The 19,540-nt window shown below is 40.7% G+C and carries 15 protein-coding genes; 1 reads left to right on the top strand and 14 read right to left on the bottom strand.

Features of this window, described 5'->3' with window-relative positions; genetic code table 11:
• The first annotated feature begins 6 nt into the window (after positions 1-6).
• Entirely contained in the window at positions 7-1,251 is a 1,245-nt protein-coding gene (locus E2R31_RS04395) for an NAD(P)H-dependent oxidoreductase (protein ID WP_132973017.1), read from the top strand.
• Positions 1,252-1,335: 84 nt separating this feature from the next.
• On the opposite strand, the gene E2R31_RS04390 is transcribed toward E2R31_RS04395, so the two are convergent.
• From E2R31_RS04390 to E2R31_RS09970, 14 genes are all read right to left on the bottom strand, one after another.
• Complete coding sequence (locus E2R31_RS04390; protein WP_000371291.1) at positions 1,336-1,593, bottom strand: DUF896 family protein; 258 nt, start codon at positions 1,591-1,593, stop codon at positions 1,336-1,338.
• Positions 1,594-1,634: 41 nt separating this feature from the next.
• On the bottom strand, positions 1,635-3,671 hold the full coding sequence (gene glyS, locus E2R31_RS04385) for a glycine--tRNA ligase subunit beta (protein ID WP_132973015.1): 2,037 nt from the start codon (positions 3,669-3,671) through the stop codon (positions 1,635-1,637).
• A gap of 263 nt (positions 3,672-3,934) precedes the next feature.
• Positions 3,935-4,852 (bottom strand): glycine--tRNA ligase subunit alpha, encoded by a 918-nt coding sequence (gene glyQ, locus E2R31_RS04380; RefSeq protein ID WP_000038733.1) that lies wholly within the window; start codon positions 4,850-4,852, stop codon positions 3,935-3,937.
• Between the two features lie 352 nt (positions 4,853-5,204).
• Entirely contained in the window at positions 5,205-6,641 is a 1,437-nt protein-coding gene (locus E2R31_RS04375) for a P-loop ATPase, Sll1717 family (RefSeq protein ID WP_132973013.1), read from the bottom strand.
• Between the two features lie 245 nt (positions 6,642-6,886).
• On the bottom strand, positions 6,887-7,729 hold the full coding sequence (locus E2R31_RS04370) for an aldo/keto reductase (protein WP_132973011.1): 843 nt from the start codon (positions 7,727-7,729) through the stop codon (positions 6,887-6,889).
• 80 nt (positions 7,730-7,809) lie between these two features.
• Complete coding sequence (pgdA, locus tag E2R31_RS04365; protein WP_132973009.1) at positions 7,810-9,201, bottom strand: peptidoglycan-N-acetylglucosamine deacetylase PgdA; 1,392 nt, start codon at positions 9,199-9,201, stop codon at positions 7,810-7,812.
• A gap of 105 nt (positions 9,202-9,306) precedes the next feature.
• The gene (gene ezrA, locus E2R31_RS04360) at positions 9,307-11,034 is read right to left on the bottom strand and encodes a septation ring formation regulator EzrA (protein ID WP_132973007.1); all 1,728 of its coding nucleotides are present in this window, start codon (positions 11,032-11,034) and stop codon (positions 9,307-9,309) included.
• Positions 11,035-11,114: 80 nt separating this feature from the next.
• Positions 11,115-13,061, bottom strand: coding sequence for a DNA topoisomerase (ATP-hydrolyzing) subunit B (gyrB, locus tag E2R31_RS04355; RefSeq protein ID WP_000134069.1), 1,947 nt, complete (start codon positions 13,059-13,061; stop codon positions 11,115-11,117).
• 14 nt (positions 13,062-13,075) lie between these two features.
• Positions 13,076-13,639, bottom strand: coding sequence for an HAD-IA family hydrolase (locus E2R31_RS04350; protein ID WP_162284865.1), 564 nt, complete (start codon positions 13,637-13,639; stop codon positions 13,076-13,078).
• An 83-nt stretch (positions 13,640-13,722) separates the two neighbouring features.
• Positions 13,723-14,277 carry a DJ-1 family glyoxalase III gene (locus E2R31_RS04345; RefSeq protein WP_084947576.1) on the bottom strand — a complete coding sequence of 185 codons (555 nt, stop codon included), beginning with the start codon at positions 14,275-14,277 and terminating at the stop codon, positions 13,723-13,725.
• Between the two features lie 10 nt (positions 14,278-14,287).
• Positions 14,288-15,511 carry an FtsW/RodA/SpoVE family cell cycle protein gene (locus E2R31_RS04340; protein WP_084947573.1) on the bottom strand — a complete coding sequence of 408 codons (1,224 nt, stop codon included), beginning with the start codon at positions 15,509-15,511 and terminating at the stop codon, positions 14,288-14,290.
• 5 nt (positions 15,512-15,516) lie between these two features.
• Positions 15,517-18,006, bottom strand: coding sequence for a bifunctional DnaQ family exonuclease/ATP-dependent helicase (locus E2R31_RS04335; protein ID WP_165941795.1), 2,490 nt, complete (start codon positions 18,004-18,006; stop codon positions 15,517-15,519).
• Between the two features lie 199 nt (positions 18,007-18,205).
• Positions 18,206-19,057, bottom strand: coding sequence for an NAD(P)H-hydrate dehydratase (locus E2R31_RS04330; protein ID WP_132973003.1), 852 nt, complete (start codon positions 19,055-19,057; stop codon positions 18,206-18,208).
• 125 nt (positions 19,058-19,182) lie between these two features.
• A partial coding sequence (locus E2R31_RS09970) for an SIALI-17 repeat-containing surface protein (protein WP_243701290.1) occupies positions 19,183-19,540 on the bottom strand: 358 nt, incomplete at its 5' end.

Below are 19,540 nucleotides of genomic sequence, written 5' to 3'. Positions count from 1 at the left end.
GAAAGAATGAAATTTGTTGGACTTGTTGGATCAAACTACGATCAATCATATAACCGCAAACTCTTGGAATTTATTCGTCGCAATTTCAAATTCAAATTTGAATTAGAAGTCCTTGAAATCGACGAAGTTCCAATGTTTAACCAAGACGAAAAATGGGACGAAAGTTTCCAATTACGCTTCTTGTATAACAAAATTACACGTGCTGATGGTGTTATTATCGCCACTCCTGAGCACAACCACACTATCTCAGCTTCACTCAAATCTGTACTCGAATGGCTTTCATACGAAGTTCATCCATTTGAAAACAAGCCTGTCATGATTGTGGGAGCATCATACTACGACCAAGGAACATCACGTGCCCAAGTTCACCTTCGTAAAATCCTTGATGCTCCAGGTGTCAATGCCTACACGCTTCCAGGTAACGAATTCCTTCTTGGTAAAGCTAAGGAAGCTTTTGATAACGACGGAAATATCACCAACGAAGGCACTGTTAAATTCCTTGAAACTTGCTTAGATAACTTTGTAAAATACGTAGGAGTCGTTTCGAAATTGAAAAAACCAAAACCAATCGAACCAGAAGACTTGGATTGTGGAAAACCAATTGCTACAACCATTACAGAAGTTGATCCTGACGATCCTGAATGGGTAGAAAAAGTTGCAGCAATCACTGGTGCTGTTTCTGGTGATACCTATGTCAAATTGGACCACGGTATCCTGACAGTTAACCAAATTGATATGTTCTTGAAAGCGATGCCATTTGAATTGACATACGCTGACGACAACAACCAATTCCTCTACTACAACAATGCTCACCAAGATCCAGACACCATGTTTGCCAAACGTGTGCCACCTCAATCAGGTAGCCGTATGTCGACTGTTCATAATTCTCTTCCACCAGCACGTATGAAGAACGTGGAGTGGGTTATCGGAACACTTCGCAACGGAAACCAAGAATACGTCCGTACGATCGTTCCAGGTTCTCCTGCAGGTGTCATCAACACCCACAACTACCAAGCGATGTACTATCCTGACGGATCATACGCTGGTATCAATGAAATTGTCTTTAACTTCCAACCATGGCTTGACTGGTACCTAAAAGAGACTGGTCAACGTTTGGTGGGTGGTAGCGGACCATTTGCTCCTGCAGCTGGAGGTCATGGAGACGCCGATGCTACTTCTGGCGCTTCTGATTCAGGTGATGCTGGAGGCCACGGTGGTGACGCAGACGCTACTTCTGGCGCAAGTAACTAAGAAACCAAAAAGGAGCCAAGTGGCTCCTTCTTTTTTATTGCAAAAGAAAAGGGTTTTGTAAATCATCTACAAAACCCTTTCATTTTATGAGTTAGGATCATCTAAACTACGGCCATGCAAACCTTTTTCACGTTGTACCTGACGAAGTTTTTCTGGTGTGACGTCATTTCCTTCCTCGTCCACAATTTTAATTCCTTCAATGTGGTGACGAACAGAACGACGATAGCCTTCGATATACTCCTCACGAAGTTTAGCTTGTTCCACTTTTTCAGCAGAAGTTAAGCCTTCTGTTTTTTTCTTTTTGGCAAGCTCGTTGATGCGAGCGATTTTTTTCGGATCCATTTCTTCTCCTTTGTGATAAGATACAGTCCGTTTGACTGAGTTTATTTAGTATTGATTTGGTTAAAACGTGCGAGCTTAGCTGCTTTCTTGGTTAGTTGCGACAAGATAGCCAAGCGATTTTGACGGACATCCTGATCTTCAGCCATTACCATGGTATTTTCAAAGAAAGCATCAATAATTGGGCTAAGTGCAAAGAGTTGTTCTAATTGCTGACTTGCAGTTCCTGATAAAACTAATGATTCTACTGCTTCTGCCAAGGCTTTTTCTTCTTCATTCTCAAAGAGGGCAGGATCAACAGTATCAGAGCTTTCTGCTTTCTCAGCCAAGTTGAAAGCACGTGAAAGAGATTCGACAGACGGTTTGAAGTTTTCTTCCTTGCTTGCTTCGACGAGAGCACTTGCTGCTTCCAACATATCCGCCACTACAAAGTTCGAGCTTGCAAGAACCGCTTCCTTAATGTCTTTTGGAGTTAAACCCATCATCTTATCAACACGAGCCTTGATAAAGTCCATGACTTCTGCTTTATTTTCATAACTCAAGCTGTCAAATTTCAAACTATAAAGGCTATCAATCAGCTCATCCATAGCAATGTGCCAACCAAAGGCATCCAAGATACGAACCACACCTTGCGTCGCACGACGAAGGGCATAAGGGTCATTAGAACCTGATGGAATCAAACCTACTGAGAAGAAACTCAAAATCGTATCCAATTTGTCTGCAATGGCTAGAATGGCTCCAACCTTGCTCTCTGGAAGTTCTCCGTCAGCTGATGTAGGCATGTAGTGTTCACGAATAGCAGCCGCAACTGCTGGAGTTTCTCCAGCAAGAAGAGCATATTTCTCACCCATAATTCCTTGGAGTTCATCAAACTCACCAACCATACCTGTCAACAAGTCAAACTTGTAAATGGCTGCTGCACGCGCTAGGTCAACTGTTTCATCCACTGACAAACCAGCTTTTTCTGCCAAGAGAATGGCAATCTGCCCCGTACGAATCATGTGTTCACGAAGAGAACCAATCTTTTCGTGGAAGGTCACATGGTTCAATTTTTCAACAAGATCTGAAATGACCAATTTTTGGTCTTCACGCCAGAAGAATTCTCCGTCTTCCAAGCGGGCAACTAGGACTTTTTCATTCCCCTTGATGACATTTTCCAAATGCTCTGCATTTCCGTTACGGACTGAAATGAAGTTTGGCAAGAGCTTGCCATCTTGATCACGAACAACGAAGTAACGTTGGTGTTCTTTCATCGAAGTCACCAAAACTTCTTCTGGAACTTCAAGGTATTTGGCATCAAAACTTCCCATAAAGGCAGTTGGGTATTCAACCAAGTTCAAGACTTCGTTCAGCAAATCAGCATCAATTTCGATACGTACACCATGTTCAGCTTCGATGGCTTTGATTTGGTCAACAATCATTTGCTCACGTTCACGTGGATCCGCGATTACAAACTGCTTACGAAGATCTTCTTCGTAGCTCAATGCTGACTGAATCTTGGTTTCTTGTCCCAGGAAACGATGGCCACGGCTTACACGACCGCCCTTGATATCAAGGAAATCCAAGTCAAATTCTTCTTCATCTAAAAGAACAGTTAAAGTGTGAACAGGGCGGATATATTCAAAAGTGTTGTTAGCCCAGTGCATGCTGACAGGGAATGTCAATGACTTCAAGACATCTACTACACCTGGAACAATGGCTTCAACTGGTTGCCCCACTTCTTCCTTGGTAACATAGACATATTCTTCACCCTTGATTTCACGGAATTCAATATCTTCAACCGTTAAGCCTTTCCCACGGACAAATCCTTGAGCCGCTTTGGTGAAGTTTCCATCACTATCCAAGGCAATTTTCTTTGCTGGACCCTTGAAATCTTCTGTCAAATCAGACTGTTTGTCTGCAAGACCAGTCACACGAACAGACAAACGACGTGGTGTTGAGAAGGTTTGAACGGCTTCAAAGGAAAGACGATTTTCCTTGAGGAAGGTCGCCATTTTTTCACCTAGTTGTTTTTCACTTGGAGTTACTACATAGGCTGGTAACTCTTCAAGACCGAGTTCTACTAATAAGTTTTTTGTCATGTTTTTTCCTTTACATCTTCTTCAATCTTTTCTTTTGATATGCACCTTAGGTACTGGGGACGTCGCTAACTAACTTTTGTGTGTCTGTAAGGAAATCTTATACCAAATAAACTAAGATTTCCAACAGTCTCATCAAAGTGGATTTAGCTGACTGATTTTTGAATCCAAGGTTTCAAAAATCCCCACACAACAGTACGGCGGTGCATATCCCTCTAGCAAGTCTTCGACTTGCCTTTAACGATTTTAGAGCACAGTATTACTTACTATTCTGCGTCTTCTGCTAAGAGTTTAGCTCGTGTTGCTTCATCTAAAAGTGGGTAGCCTAGGCGTTTGCGTTCTGCGACAAAGGTTTTGGCTACGACACGAGCCAAGTTACGGATACGAGCGATATAGCCTGCACGTTCAGTTACGGATACGGCACCACGCGCGTCAAGCAGGTTAAAGGTGTGTGAACATTTGAGAACATAGTCATAGGCAGGGTGAACCAAGCCCTCTTCCAAGGCACGACCAGCTTCCTTTTCAAACTTATCAAAGTTTTCAAGCAACATTTCTTGATCCGAAATTTCAAATGAATATTTTGAGTGCTCGTACTCAGGCTGGATAAAGATTTCTCCATATTTTACACCATCAGCCCACTCGATATCATAGACAGAATCAACCTCTTGAATATAAGAAGCCAAGCGTTCCAAACCATAGGTAACTTCAGCAGTCACAGGGCCAGTTGCCAATCCACCAACTTGTTGGAAATAAGTGAACTGAGTGATTTCCATCCCATCAAGCCAAACTTCCCAACCAAGACCAGCTGATCCAGTTGATGGGTTTTCCCAGTTATCTTCAACGAAACGAATATCGTGTTCCAAAGGATTGATACCCAATTTTTCCAAAGACTCAAGGTAAAGTTCCTGGATATTTGATGGAGAAGGCTTCATAACCACTTGGAATTGGTGGTGTTGGTAGAGACGGTTAGGGTTTTCCCCGTAACGACCGTCAGCAGGACGACGTGATGGCTCTACATAAGCCGCATTCCATGGCTCAGGCCCAATAGCACGAAGGAAAGTGTAAGGACTCATTGTCCCCGCACCTTTTTCATTATCATAAGCCTGCATAAGCATACAACCTTGGTCATTCCAAAATTGTTGCAAAGTAAGGATGATTTCCTGGAAAGTCAATTTTTTAGACATTATTTACTCCTTTTTTTATAAATTACTTGCGACACGAGTCTGCCTCGTCAATTATACGAGGCAAGACGAGTTAGTACTGCGTCTAGCTCAGGCACTCTAGTGCTGAGCGTGGGGCAGCCCGACTGTAAGGAGGTCTCTGCCACTGACGCAGTGAAATGTTAATTTCTTAGACATTGTTATTCCTCTTATTAATTATAAATTTTGTATGCATTTCAAAAGAAAAAAGGAATTCTATTCTGAAAAGCTAATAAAGTACGTATCAACTCCACATAAAAACTGTTTTATTAACCTTGGTCAATAAAATGGTTTTTAACAGAGATATTCATTTCTTGTTTATACTATCTATACTTTGTTAAAAAATTTGAAGTGCTTTATAGAAACCTCTATGCACAATAATATTTTCTCTAAAATTAAATCTTGAAGATTCATTCTCATACTTAAAAATTTGTTTACTCTTTATTGAAGGTTTATTACCAATAACACTGAAGTCAAATAAAATTTTTAAAACATTCTCTGCTCCTCTATCTATTAATTTCTCATGTTTAACTTTTTCTTGATAAATCTCGACAAAGTCCTTTGGGTTAAAAGTTTGTTTTCTTATAGTAGAAAGAATAGAGAATATTTCATTATATTCTGGTAAAACAGAATAAATTTCATCGCTAATTTCCTGCCTCATATATTCCGAAAATGAAGCATCTGCCTCCTTAATATGCCTAGGTCCTATTACACTACAATTATTCCTTAGGGCGATTTTAGAAGCTTCTTTCAAATATTTTATAACATCTCTGGGCCTATTATGAGTACTCCTTAGAATATAGTCAATAGAACTCATCTTAGAATTTTGTTGGTTTCCCATTTTGACTTCTTTATTCATCACTATTTTTTCCCATGCTTCATGGAATGTTTTACTTTGATTTTCTGTCAATACATTAATACGAGATTGAATTAATCTATGCAATTTTTCAGAAGTCCACTCTAGATTGACTAAATAATCACTCCACTTATTTTTATCAGAATAATTTATTCTTTGAAAAATATCTGATCTCAGAAAAACAACAGGATAGACTGGTAGTTGTTCATCTTGGAAAATATTTCTAGTCTCGTTCACTGCCTTAAACAGTCCTGTAATAAGATCAAAATAATTTTGAGCTTCATCAGTGCTTGCAAAATCTTTATAATCTTCATCTAACTCATCAAAAACAACATAATATTTTGATTCCTCTGGAAGATTATTAATGACTAAATCTTCCAGAATTTCTACTACATCTATCCATTCTAATTCATCTTTACTTTTCTCTAAACCAATATTGAATCCTGTACTACAAACTTGCAATCCAAATTCTTTCACTGTTATCCTTGAAATTAAATTCTTTAATCTATTTCTATTATTCTTTTGGGGGAATAATTTCTCCAGATTGTTTCTAAATTTTGAATCAACTTTAGAATCACCAATCATTTGTTTACATATAGAAGCATATATTAAGTATTTCCAAAATGTTGTATATTGACTGGGTTTAGAAAATCTATTATCAGTATAACTATAAATGAAATTAAACGGAAAGTTTTTAAATGATAGTTTCTCAGCATGTGACCCAGCTCCTACATTCTTATGAATAAAAGTTGCGATTGCTGTTTTTCCTTCACCCTTCCTTCCGATAATCATACTTTTTTCACCATTCAAAACTTGTGTCGTTTCTTCAGTATGATAAAAATATTTTACATCTTCATCTTTTGCTTCAATTTTCCACTCAGAATCAAGCTTTCTCAAAAAACCAACTTGTTTATTCACTATTTCCTCCAAAAAAACCGTGTCTCTACGCCCTAAGTCAAGTGACCTAGGGGCGTCAGAAACGCGGTTCCACCCTAATTTATTACTTCATTGTTTTTAAAAATACGACAGAAAGCGCCAGTTTCTTACCTTGTCCTACTTGGCTCCCACTATCCCAAGCTCGCTTGAAGAACGCCATAAGACTTTCTTTCTTGTTGATTATTATATCAGAAAGAGAGAAAATTTACAATTCTTTTTCTTACTTTCTAAAAATCCATCTCATCCACACGAGGTGCGCTCGAAATCACTGAAATCGTCTTTAGGACCTCTCGCTCTTCTTTGCTGAGTTCAATCCCAAAACAATCAAGATTACTCTGGATGCGAGAGGCTGTTACTGACTTGGGTAACGGTAAAAACTCTTCTGCCAAACTCCAAGCCAAGGCAATTTGAGCAACTGATTTCCCATGCTTAGCAGCAATTTCTTGGACTTCCTTCTTATCAAACAACTCTCCTTGCCCAAATGGTCCCCAAGCCTCTAAGAGAATTCCTTTCTCTTTACAGTAGTCAACCACTTCCTCTTGATAAACCCCTGGCGCTAAGCGCACCTGATTAACCGCTGGAATGACTCTTGCTGTCTCAAGCAAGGCATCCAAATGATGGGGAAGGAAATTACTAACACCGATGGCACGGATTTTGCCCTCTTTGTAAAGGTCCTCCATCGCTCTCCAGACTTCAGCATTACGAGTTTTCCATTCGTCATTTTCTCTTAGTGGTTTTGGATTTGGCCAATGGATAAGGTACAAATCTAGATAATCCAATCCCAGTTTTTCCATTGATTCTTCAAATGCTTGGCGAGCTTCATCATAGCTGTGATTGGTATTCCAGAGTTTGGTCGTTACAAAGATTTCTTGACGTGGAATACCGCTATCTCGAATAGCACGACCAACACTTTCCTCATTTTTATAGATAGCTGCAGTATCGATATGTCGATAACCAGCCTTTAAGGCTTCTAAAACGGCTTGGTAGGCCACCTCTCCATTTTCAGCCTTCCATGTTCCAAATCCTAGTACAGGAATTGAAACTCCATTATTTAGCGTATATGATTTCATATTTTTTCCTTTCTATGTGAAGAAAATCTAAAGAAACAAAGTCCTGATTATCAGCACACTTGCTCCTTTAGATTTTAAAATCATTGATCACGATCGTAATACATTTCGTGAGCTTTCAAGCGAGAATTAAGCATTTCCGGAATAGTCACAAATGTATAACCTTGCTCTTTCAGATATTCTATAATCTTTGGAAGAGCATTAACTGTAGCGCCGTGAATATCATGCATAAGAACAATCGATCCATTACGAACCTGATGCTGAATCTCTGTTAAAATAGCAGATTCATTCTTGCTCTTCCAGTCCAAACTATCTACATTCCACATGATAAAACTCAAATCCAGACTATTACGAATATCATCTGTAATCGCTCCGTAAGGAGGTCGCATAAGTTTAGAACTCGAACCTAAAACTTTGGTCAAGGCATCTTCCGTATCCGTGATTTGTTTTTTAGCATCTTCCAGAGACAATTTGGAAAGAACGGGATGATCCCAGCTATGGTTTCCCACAACATGTCCTTCTGATTTCATTCGTTTCAGAAGATCTTCATTGCCAGCAATGTTTTTACCAAGTACAAAGAAAGTCGCCTTTACATTATACTTAGCTAATGTATCCAAAGCTTGTGTAGTTGTAGATGGATTTGGGCCATCATCAAAGGTCAAAGCTACAACTTTTTTATTTTTCTGAGCAAAGTAAGCTTGGTAAAGTTCAGCATCCTTTTCTAATAGATAAGAGGACTCCAACACATCAAAGAAACTGGATATTGGTAAAGCAATTTCCTCCAGAGTCTCCCCTGGGTCAGCAGGATAAAGGATGATTTGACTATCTTTATAATCAAAGCTCCATGACGACAAATCTTGGTCTGTAAAGTTTTTTAGGACCTGATCCATTTTTGTCTGGTCAAGTTTCTTATCTTCTATAGTTGATTTGATTTGAGTCAGTAAGAGTTCCTTAGCCTTGGTCGCATCTTTGAAAAGTTGACTAAGAGTAAAAATTTTTCCATCTTCTGTCAAGAAAATTTTTCCTAAAGACGTCTTTTCTTTTTCTTCAACCTTTGCTGCAGACAAATCGTAAACTTGCTTACTAATATTACGAGCCACAACTCCCTTTAAAACAGAATCCAATTGCTCGGTATAATAAAAGACCAAATCCTCTTTATCTTCCAGCTTTTCTTTAATATCCTGGTTGATTTTTTCTCTAACAGGCGCAATGACTTCCTCCCCTTGAAGAGGGTAGTAGGCAATCACCTCAGCTTGACCCTTTCGGAAATGGTCTCTCTGACTACCTGAGTTGAATTGTTGGTCTTTTTCGTTTTTTAAGGCTTCAATTTTCTGTTCATAGGATTGTTTCTGCAAAATCTTGTGACCAATCAAACCACCTAGGCAAATCATGGCAAGACTCAGAACACCTATTAAAACAAGTAAAATACTTTTCTTTTTATCGTGAGACACACGTTTTGCTCTATTTTTTTTCATATTCTTATCATATCAAATCAGAACTATAATTTCAATGATAAATCGATATTCTTCTATTTTTGAAAGAAATAATAAAAAGCCTAGATGATCTAAGCTTTTCAGGTATTAGAAGCGAATCGCTTCACGTGTTTTTTCATAAGAAGAAACAAAGCGATTTGTGACTCCTGGTTCTGCAACTTCCAAGGCCTGAGAAATCTTCTCAAATGATGCCTTGTAGTCAAACTCTTTTTCAAAAATTTCAAGTGCTTCATTGAAAGCTTGCTGGATACGCTCATCAAATGAGCGGTAACGGTTTGAATACTGCAAGAGTTGCTCCGTCAAGGTCGCATATTGAACAATATTGTAGGTTTCTGTTTCAAGAGCCTCCATGTCATGGGTCGCAATTTCAAGAATTCGTTTAACCGATTCAATATTAACTTGTGCTTGTTCTAACTCTGCCATCAGATCTTCTGTGTTATGGCTTGCAGTGAAGAAAAGTTTCAAGAAACTTTGAGGAATACCCGGCAAGTTTCTCTTCTCCATGTAACGTTTGATAGTATGCAAACGGTTCACATAGACATTTGCTTTTTGACGAGCATTGATGTCATCTTTTTCGATTTGAGCTAGGCGTTCACTAACAGAAACTTGTTCGTCTTCAATGTCTTTTAGATTACTTTGAAGTGAACTAAACTGCTCCTCTAAAACAGAGTAGGCTTGAGTAGGTTCTGTCTGATCTTCAGTTGCCTCTGTGATCGCTGTATCAAGCCCTGACAATTCAGCTTGAAGACGGCGGACATGGTTCCCATCACTTTCTGGGAGAAGATAGGTCTTATTTAAGCGTTCAAGGTCTTGAACCAAAACCTGATTATTTTCTTTCAAGTGATTGAGGTAGGTTGGAAGCGTTGAAAGGAGACTTTCAACGACTTTTTGGGCAGCTATTTCACGCGTGAAGATATCGTAGAGCGCATTAATCTCTTCTTGGATTTGTGTATTTTCATACTCTGCATTATCCAATTCCAACTGGCGGATGTTTTCTTGATTATTTTTCAAGGATTCATGTAAAAGTTGGAAGCGTGACTCGATGTCCGTTTCAGTGAAGTGATAATTAGCATCCAAAAGTTTACGGTAGCCTTCCTCCAAATCTTCCAATTGTTCTGGAAGTTCTGTTGACAAAGTCTTCACGAGAGATGGAACACGATCAACGATATGTGTCAAAGCGAGAATATGATTTTCAGTTGAATCAAGAATCGCTGCAGCTTCAACTGGGTCACCTGAAGAGTTCAAGGTTACAAATTGAGAAAACTCTGACTGGATATTTTCCAATTGTTTCTCAATTTCAGGAAGGGCTTTACCATACTGTTCCGAATTTTCTGCTACGGTATGTTGCAGATTTTCAAATAAGTCCAAAGCATGCAGAACACGTCCGCTATTCTTAGACTCTTGTTTTTCAAGCTCTGAAAGCGCATTGCGAATCGCCGCAATGTCTTCTTCAATTAAATCAATTTGACTTTCGATTTGATCGATTTGGTGAGTCGCTTTGAAAAAGCGAAAAGAATTATTATAGCCTTCAGCCTCAAACAGGTTATTTTCAATATCAGCAAATGAGTTAAGGGATAAATCAACCCATTTTTGATTCCATTCACGGAAGGTTACCTGACTTTGACCAATCAAATGCATGTTTTTAACCGCTTCAACCTCATCATTTACAGGAAGGTTGTAGAGTTCTTCTTTTCTTTCTTCGAGGGCCGTCAATCTACTTACATTACGCTTACGTAGGAAGATTGCCGCTACATAAGCCAGAATCAAAATGACTGCAATCGCAACCATTAGATAAATTAGTTGTCCATTAGACATATCAAACTCCTTTTATACTAGAAACAATCGTATTGATTATATCATATTTTTTAGGTCATGGGAACTATTTCCCACATTTTTTAGACGTCAAGGGTACTGTAAACGGCATTTTCTTCGATAAATTCACGGCGAGGTTCAACTCGGTCCCCCATCAACATATCAAAGATCTTATCTGCTTCGGCAGCATCATCTACCGAAACACGCGCCATCAAGCGATGTTCTGGATCCATGGTTGTTTCCCACAATTGGTGGTCATCCATTTCTCCCAAACCTTTATAACGTTGGATGGTTGGTTTTGAACGCCCTTCACTGTGACGTGCTAAGGCTTCTTGGAGTTTAATTTCTTGATCTGCACCAGGCTGGATGTATTCTTTTATTTCGCTTCCAACTTTAACCCCGTAGATTGGTGGTTGAGCAATGTAGACATATCCAGCTTCTAGAATTGGTTTCATGTAGCGGTAAATCAGGGTCAAAAGGAGGGTTCGAATATGAGCACCATCAACATCGGCATCGGTCATCAAAACAAGTTTTTGGTAACGAGCCTTAGTGACATCGAATTCTGCACCAAATCCTGTTCCCATAGCCGTGAAAAGACTTCGAATTTCTTCGTTGGCCAGAATTTTATCCATGCTAGCTTTTTCAACGTTCAAAATCTTACCGCGAATTGGAAGAATTGCCTGAAATTCACGGTTACGACCAGATTTGGCTGAGCCACCAGCTGAGTCTCCTTCGACGATGAAGAGTTCTGTTTCCGCAGGGTTATTTGAAGAACAATCCGCTAGTTTTCCTGGCAGATTGGAAATTTCCAAGCCGGATTTCTTACGAGTGACTTCACGCGCTCGCTTAGCAGCTACACGAGCCTTGGCAGCCAAAATTCCTTTTTCCACGATGCGCTTGGCAATCTGTGGATTCTCCATGAGAAAATCAGAGAAGGCATCGCTGAAGAGGCGATTGGTGATCTTAACCACTTCACTATTGCCCAGCTTGGTCTTGGTTTGTCCTTCAAACTGTGGATTTGGATGTTTGACAGAGATAACAGCAGTCAAACCTTCACGAACATCTTCTCCTGTCAGGTTGTCTTCATTGTCTTTTAGCAGTTTATTCTTGCGGGCATAATCGTTGATAACACGAGTCAGAGCCGTACGGAAACCTTGTTCATGCGTTCCACCTTCATGGGTGTGAATGTTATTGGCGAAACTCATGACGTTTTCGTGGTAACCAGTGGTGTACTGCATGGCTACTTCAACTGTGATATCATCCATCTCACCGTCTGTGTAGATTGGTGTATCAAAGATCACATCCTTGTTCTCGTTGATATATTCAACGTAGCTAGCAATCCCACCCTCATAGTGGTAATGTTTGCTTTGTTCTAGACCTTCGCGCTTATCTGTTATGGAGATTCGAAGACCTCGGTTCAAAAAGGCTAGTTCTTGAATACGTTTATTTAATTTGTCAAAATCAAAGGTCGTTGTTTCAGTAAAAATCTCTGGATCCGGTGTGAAATGAACTGTTGTTCCAGTTTTATCCGTATCTCCAACCACCTCAAGATCAGCAACAACATGACCACGACGGTATTCTTGGTAATGAATCTTACCGTTTTTGTGGACATGAACATCTAGTTGAGTAGAAAGGGCGTTTACTACGGATGAACCCACCCCATGGAGACCACCTGATACCTTATATCCGCCACCCCCGAATTTTCCTCCAGCGTGAAGGACTGTAAAGACGGTCTCAACAGCAGGACGTCCTGTCTTTTCCTGAATATCAACAGGAATTCCACGACCATCATCCACAACAGTGATGGAATTATCTGGCTCAATAAAGACTTGGATATGACTGGCAAATCCAGCCAGGGCTTCGTCAATTGAGTTATCAACAATTTCCCATACTAGGTGGTGAAGACCTTCTTTTGAAGTCGATCCAATATACATACCTGGACGCATACGGACGGCTTCCAGCCCCTCCAAAACTTGAATTTGACTGGCATCGTAATCCTGTGCCTGTTGATTTTTGATTTCTTCTGTCATTTTTTTCCTTTTTCTTACATGTCTATTGCTTGTCTCAATGTCGCAACGTTTTTAAAAAGATAGGCATCTAAGCCAGCAGCTTTACCTGCTTCTACATCAATATTTCTGTCACCAATGACCAAACCTGATGTAATATGATATTTATCACGTAAATAAATCATGGACTCAGGATCTGGTTTCCGTTTAAAGCCAGAACTGGCAGTCACCACCTCGGTGAAGTAGTTCGCTATCTGGGTCTTAGCAAGAAGTTCTAGCACTTGGTCATTTCGATGAGAAACTAAGAAATGACGACCGCGCTTGTCAGAAATGTCTTTGAGTAACTCAGGAATTCCCTCAAACAAGACTGGGTGCTCTAGCTCACGCGCTTCATTTTCTTTGTAGTTTTCTAAAAAATCCTCGATGTTTGGGGCAAACTTCTCGATGGCAAAAGCTGTCGAAACCTTCAAGGCTTCGTAAACACAGTCGTGTTCTTGCTCTATTCCGTATTGGGCTAAGGTTTCTACAAAGGCTGCAGTAGAAGTCTCATAATTATCCAATAGGGTACCACCTAAATCCCATATGTAGTCGTGATATTTCATACCCCTCATTATACCATTTTTTTATGAAAAAAGCGATGATTTCCTAGATTTTTCCAAGCAAAAACGAGAGTTTAACCCTCGTTTTACTGTTGATTTTCAAAGACATCCCGATAGAGCATGCCGACTCGTAAACTTTCAGCATCTCCTCCCAACTGCTCCACCAATTCATAGGCAAAGGCAAGGGCAGTTGACGGTCCTCGGCTGGTTGTTAGATTACCATCTACAACCACTGTTTGCTTTTGATAAGTTCCGTCAGTAATGTTCTCCTGAACACCGTCATAACAGGTGAAGCACTTGTCTTTCAAAACACCTGCTTGATGGAGGGCGATTGGAGCTGCGCAGATGGCCGAAATCTTCTTTCCTTCTTGGTTAAAGGCTTGAATTTCAGAAATGAGGGCTTGATTATCGCGTAGATTTGCTGATCCAGGCATGCCACCTGGAAGAACTACCAAGTCATAGTCGGACAAATCGCCATCAAAAACACGATCAGCTTTTACCTGAATGTCATGCGATCCTGTCACCTGCTCTTCAAACCCTACCATATCACAGGAAATGTTTGCTCGACGCAAGACATCGACTACTGTCAAGGCTTCAATTTCTTCAAAGCCATTTGCTAAGATAACTGCAACTTTTGCCATAGTGGCCTCCTTATTTGATTTGTTTTAAGACGACTTTTTTTCGTTTGAATGGAACTTTTCCACTTTTCTCTTCTGCTAGGTTGGTCTGGTAACTCATAGACAAGAGGAGACCGACACCGATGAGGTTACTAATAATAGCGGAGCCCCCTTGAGAAATGAAAGGCAGAGGAATCCCTGTCAAAGGAAGTAAGCCTGTCACTGCGCCGATATTTTCAAAAATATGGAAGAGTAACATCATGATAAAGCCAGTCGAAATGTAGGTGTAGAACTGGTTATTTGACCTGAGAGTAATCTTCAACATTCGATAGATGAGAAGTAAGTATAAAGCGATGACAAAGACTGAACCAATGAAGCCAAAGTCTTCAGCAATCACTGTGAAAATCATATCACTTTCACGTACTGGAATAAGGAGATTGGACACATTGAAACCTTGTCCAAACAAGCCACCACTTCCAATAGCAATTTGTCCCTGTGCCTGTTGATAAGTCGTTGTTTGCGCAAAGTCAAAGGGATTGAGCCAGGCCAAGATTCGATTTATCTGGTATGTCGGCATCCCAATCTGGTGCAAGAAGGCACGCCCATCCTTGCTTATAAAGATGACCATGAAGCCTGCAACTGCAGTCACTCCTGTTACAAAAACTGGAATGATAATCTTCCACGAAACACCTGAAAGGAGAACCATGCCTGCAAAAATAGCTACGAAGACCAAGGCAGTCCCCAAGTCACTTTGTAGGGCTAGAAGGATCAAGACTGGGATGGTAAAGGCAATCATCCAACCAATCAATAGGAAATCCAAGGGAATAGTCCGTCGCCATTCCTTGTGTTTTTGAGTGAATTGTACAATGACTCGAGCCAATATCAAGATATAGGAAATCTTCATGAACTCAGATGGTTGAAAGAGCGTGGTTCCCCCGATTGACACCCAGTTCTTGGCACCCGTAGAAGCTACCAAACTCGGATTGTAAAAAACAAGAGGTAGAATCATCAAGACTAGACCTAAGCCATAAAGGTAGGGAGTCACCTTCCATAAAAACTCGGTATTGAAGAACATGACGACAAACCCAATAACAAGCCCTAGGGCAATCCAAGCGATTTGCTGACCTAGAATCGGAAGTACATTATTGGGATAGTCATGGCTAACTGCTATATAAATGGCCACTACTCCAATCACCAGTAGACAAAACACTGGTAGGAGGAGGCTATAATCGACTCGAGAGTCGAAGGAACGTTTCATATTTTTTACCTTTTCTCTTTCTTGGATTTTTCTTTCATTCTATTGCGACAAGTTTGGAGAAAATCAGCTACAGCAGGCTCTAGCTGTTCTCTAGCAAGGACCCGAACATCCCTTTCTTTTGACAAGGTTTGGGCGATTTGTTTGCCATAACGCTTGCTGACGACACGGCTGTCTAAAAGCACAGCAACCGAACCTTGGTCGGGTCTTCTGACAGTACGGCCCAAGGCTTGTTTTAGCCGAATGATAGCCATCGGCAACTGATAATCATAGAAAGGATTTTTCCCTTCTTGGCGCAGTTCCTGATTTAATTTTTTGGTTAAAGGTTCTTGGGGATTTTGGAAAGGCAATCTCGGAATCACTTGGATTACAAATGGATGGGTTGAAAAGTCAACTCCTTCCCAGAAACTACCTGTTCCAAGCAAGATTTGGCGTTCGCCTTTTTCAAAACGTTTTTTCAGTTGGCTTGGTTCCCCATTTTTATACTGAGCTAGATGCGGTTGGTCGAGCAGGTCCGAAACTGCCAGCAGCATTTCTTTTGAAGTAAACAAAACCAATAAGGATTCTTGAAAGGCCTGTAAGCTTCGAATGACAGAAGCCACTTCACTAGCATAGTCAACAGGTGGAACTTCTGTCACAAGAGGAAAGTCATTGACTAGAAAGACTTCTTGTTGCTCCTGCTTTGATACATCAAGCCTAACAAGTGGAGCATCAGGAAATCCCAATAAATCTGCTAGGAAAACCCGATTGCTGATTTCAAGAGTGGCCGATACTCCTAGGAGCCTACAATCTTCTGGCAATAAATCCGCTAGTATAAAGCGGCCTTTTTTGCTTGAACAAATCAAGACATCCTTGCTAGACTTCTCAGTTGCAGCAAGCCAAAATTCACGGTCCGACGTGAAAACGTTTGCAAACTCTCTATACTCTGGGAGAACTAGCTCCGAAAAATGTTGGCGCAAGTGTTCGAGAGAAACCAACCACTTCTCATTCTTCAGACCTGACTGATACTGCTCCATCAAGTAACGACATTCAAAGCCAATACTCTCAAGCAAGCGTTTCTGAAGCAAATCTTCCTCTGTCTCCAAGGACTTTTCAATTTGGATTACAAGTTCCTCAAGGCGATAAGCCTGCTGGGCTAGATTTTCAAGAGCTAGCAGCATTTTTTGAGCTTCATCCAATATCACCAAACGGTTGTCGACAAACTCGGGATTGTCTTCCAAACGAGTAACCAGATAAGCATGATTGGTCAAGAGAACACGACTTGTCTTGGCCTTGTCCTGCCCTCGTTTCCAAAAATCCTCTGTGGCAAATAAACTTTTCTTTGAAAGCTTGCCATCGTGGACCAGCTCAGACAGAAAGTGCTGATAGCGATAAAGTTGCCCGATTTCGTCCAAGTCACCAGTCTCTGTCTCTGTTAGCCAGATGAGCAGTTGCATTTTAAAACGTGTGAAAAGGCGATTGGACTCAGATCGATGGAGGACTTGGTGAAAGGTATCCAGTTTCAAGTAATTTTGAGGCCCCTTGAGACTATGAATCTCCAGATGGAAGACCTCTTTTAGGCGTTGACCTTCTTCTTGCATGATTTGATTTTGAAGAATTTTGGTCGGAACGCTCACTAGGATACCTGCTTGACTCTCCAAGTTCAAAGCTGGAAGGAGATAGCCGTAAGTCTTGCCCAGTCCCGTTTGAGCTTGGATAAAGGAAGTCTGGTGTTCTTCCAATAATTGCTCAATCTTCTCCGCAAATTCCAACTGTTGCGGACGCTCCTCCAGCCCCAATAAGGAAATGTTTTTAGCAAAATCTTTGGATAATTTGCGTGGGACTAAGGCTTTGCTTTCCTTTCTCAGGAAAAGCCCATGAAGCTCCATCAAGTCTGGCGAAGATAAGAGAGATTGTTGCTGATAGACCTCCTCAATCACCAGATAACTTTCATAGAGAAGGTTATCTGCAAGGTCTAACAAGCTTTCTAAGAGCCCTTTAGGTAACTCGAAGAGTTTTTGACGCATGTAAAGCAAGAGTTCTGCTGTTGCCTGAGCATCAGACAGAGCAGTATGAGCCTGTTCCAGTTCAATGCCCAACTCTTGACAAAGGATACCTAAGTTATACTTTTCAAACTGAGGATACAAAACTTGGGCAAGCTCAACTGTATCCACCCGCGGTGTACGCAATTCATATCCTTCAAAAAAGAGAAATTCTGCAAGAAGGTTAGCATCAAACTGTACATTGTGCGCAACAAAAATACCGTCCTTAACCAATTCAAAAATTTTTCCAGCCACCTGAGAAAACTCTGGAGCCGCAGCCAAACGCTGATCGGTCAGACCTGTTAATTCTTTGATATGAGAATCCAAGGGTTCATGCGGATTGACATCAGTCGCATACTGATCGACGATTTCGCCATTCTCAATCACCACAATGCCTACTTGAATAATTTTTGCCTTGCTTCCGGTGCTGGTCGCCTCTAAATCAACGACCACATACCGATCATTTCTCGCATTCATCATTAAAAATTATATCAAAAAAAGCATGATTTGACACCCCTCAACTTTGATAACAATCTCGCTTTATTTGTGAGTTTGAGTAAACATCCATACTTTAAAAGTGAGAATTTTTCGTAAGTTCAGCTGTTGCTTGCCAGTTCTGAGATATTTGAAAAACTTAACAACATAGCTACATCGACATAAAAAGACAGCTAAGGTATTAGCTGCCTTTTTGAGATATTTTTTTCATTGTTTTCGGAATTTCACAGCTAATCTGACTTGGTAAAACCACATAATGTTCTTGAGCAAGTTCTTGGGCAATAGCTGAATGAAGGTAGGTCGCTACCACCACTCTCTCATAGAGGCTTACTTGGTGAAACTGGCCTGCAAAACCTGCAATCATCCCAGTCAGAGTATCTCCCATGCCACCGGTTGCTTGATAGGGGCCTCCAACCTCCAGTTGATAGTATTCAGACTGACCAGCTTGCCAGATACGAGTTGCTGGACCTTTCTCAACTAGAATCGTTCCTTGAGGAAAAGATGACAGAGCCCTAGCAGTCGTCTCTGTATTTTGATGGTCAAGAGCTATACCAGATAGTCTTTCCCATTCCTTTTGGTGGGGAGTTAGGATGAGCTGACTAGATGGGAATGGCAAATGACCTTTTGCTAAGATGCCCAAAGCACCGCCATCTACAATCAAAATCTGATTCTGTCTTAAGCTAGCAAAGACCTGTTTGACTAGTTCTTCTCCAAAAGTATCGTCTCGTAAACCAGGTCCCAATAAGACAACTTCTGCCCTCTCCAATTGCTCTTTTAACAATTGCTGATCTTGAAGAGAGAAAGCCATAGCCTCAGGTAAATGACTGTGTAGAGCAAGGATATTTTCCCTATCTGTTCCAACGGTCACCAATCCTGCACCACTTTTTACAGCTGCCAAGGCAGCCATGATGATGGCTCCACCATAAGGATAGGTCCCACCAAGCAAGAGCAGATGGCCATAGTCTCCTTTATGACTGGTACGAGAACGTTCAATAATGACTTTTTCTAGTAAGGCTTGATCAATCACTTTCATCGTTTTTTCCTCTCTATTCATTATACTATAAAGTTTATTGACCTTGCATCTTAAACATAAATCTCTTCCTTCATATAGAAAAAGAGGGGACAAAGCCCCTCTACGAAATATCTCTTTTTTCAAAGTCAATTAATTTCTTTTTTACTTTTTGCGACAAAGATAGCAGATAGAGCTAGTCCAACACTTGCCAAGAAAATAGCTGTTTCTGACTGTTTCTCACCAGTTTCTGGCAATCTCTTGTCTTCTTTGGCAATTTGAACTGGTGCTCCTGAAGTCTGAGTTTTTTCTAACGAACTTAGCTTGAACTCTGGTTTCTCTACTGTCGGTGCTGCCTGGTCGCCTACTGTTGATAAGGGACCTGTGTAAGCTGGGAGCTCATGTTTCAAGGCCATAACGGAGTTGACTCCGCCCTGGAACTCTAGTTTTTCAACTGTCGGTGCTGGTTGGTCTCCTGCTGTACCAAGTGGACCTGTGTACTCTGGT

This window comes from Streptococcus downii, from assembly GCF_004353325.1.
GTDB classification, from domain to species: Bacteria; Bacillota; Bacilli; order Lactobacillales; family Streptococcaceae; genus Streptococcus; species Streptococcus downii.
The sequence above is the reverse complement of the archived record's forward strand: the minus strand, read 5'-3'. Positions and strand labels throughout refer to the sequence as shown.

What these genes read in the sequence shown, in the direction of transcription:
- E2R31_RS04395 (WP_132973017.1), top strand. Translation starts at nt 7, where the DNA reads ATGAAATTTGTTGGACTTGTTGGATCAAACTACGATCAATCATATAAC.
- E2R31_RS04390 (WP_000371291.1), bottom strand. Translation starts at nt 1,593, where the DNA reads ATGGATCCGAAAAAAATCGCTCGCATCAACGAGCTTGCCAAAAAGAAA.
- glyS (WP_132973015.1), bottom strand. Translation starts at nt 3,671, where the DNA reads ATGACAAAAAACTTATTAGTAGAACTCGGTCTTGAAGAGTTACCAGCC.
- glyQ (WP_000038733.1), bottom strand. Translation starts at nt 4,852, where the DNA reads ATGTCTAAAAAATTGACTTTCCAGGAAATCATCCTTACTTTGCAACAA.
- E2R31_RS04370 (WP_132973011.1), bottom strand. Translation starts at nt 7,729, where the DNA reads ATGAAATCATATACGCTAAATAATGGAGTTTCAATTCCTGTACTAGGA.
- pgdA (WP_132973009.1), bottom strand. Translation starts at nt 9,201, where the DNA reads ATGAAAAAAAATAGAGCAAAACGTGTGTCTCACGATAAAAAGAAAAGT.
- ezrA (WP_132973007.1), bottom strand. Translation starts at nt 11,034, where the DNA reads ATGTCTAATGGACAACTAATTTATCTAATGGTTGCGATTGCAGTCATT.
- gyrB (WP_000134069.1), bottom strand. Translation starts at nt 13,061, where the DNA reads ATGACAGAAGAAATCAAAAATCAACAGGCACAGGATTACGATGCCAGT.
- E2R31_RS04350 (WP_162284865.1), bottom strand. Translation starts at nt 13,639, where the DNA reads ATGAAATATCACGACTACATATGGGATTTAGGTGGTACCCTATTGGAT.
- E2R31_RS04345 (WP_084947576.1), bottom strand. Translation starts at nt 14,277, where the DNA reads ATGGCAAAAGTTGCAGTTATCTTAGCAAATGGCTTTGAAGAAATTGAA.
- E2R31_RS04340 (WP_084947573.1), bottom strand. Translation starts at nt 15,511, where the DNA reads ATGAAACGTTCCTTCGACTCTCGAGTCGATTATAGCCTCCTCCTACCA.
- E2R31_RS04335 (WP_165941795.1), bottom strand. Translation starts at nt 18,006, where the DNA reads ATGAATGCGAGAAATGATCGGTATGTGGTCGTTGATTTAGAGGCGACC.
- E2R31_RS04330 (WP_132973003.1), bottom strand. Translation starts at nt 19,057, where the DNA reads ATGAAAGTGATTGATCAAGCCTTACTAGAAAAAGTCATTATTGAACGT.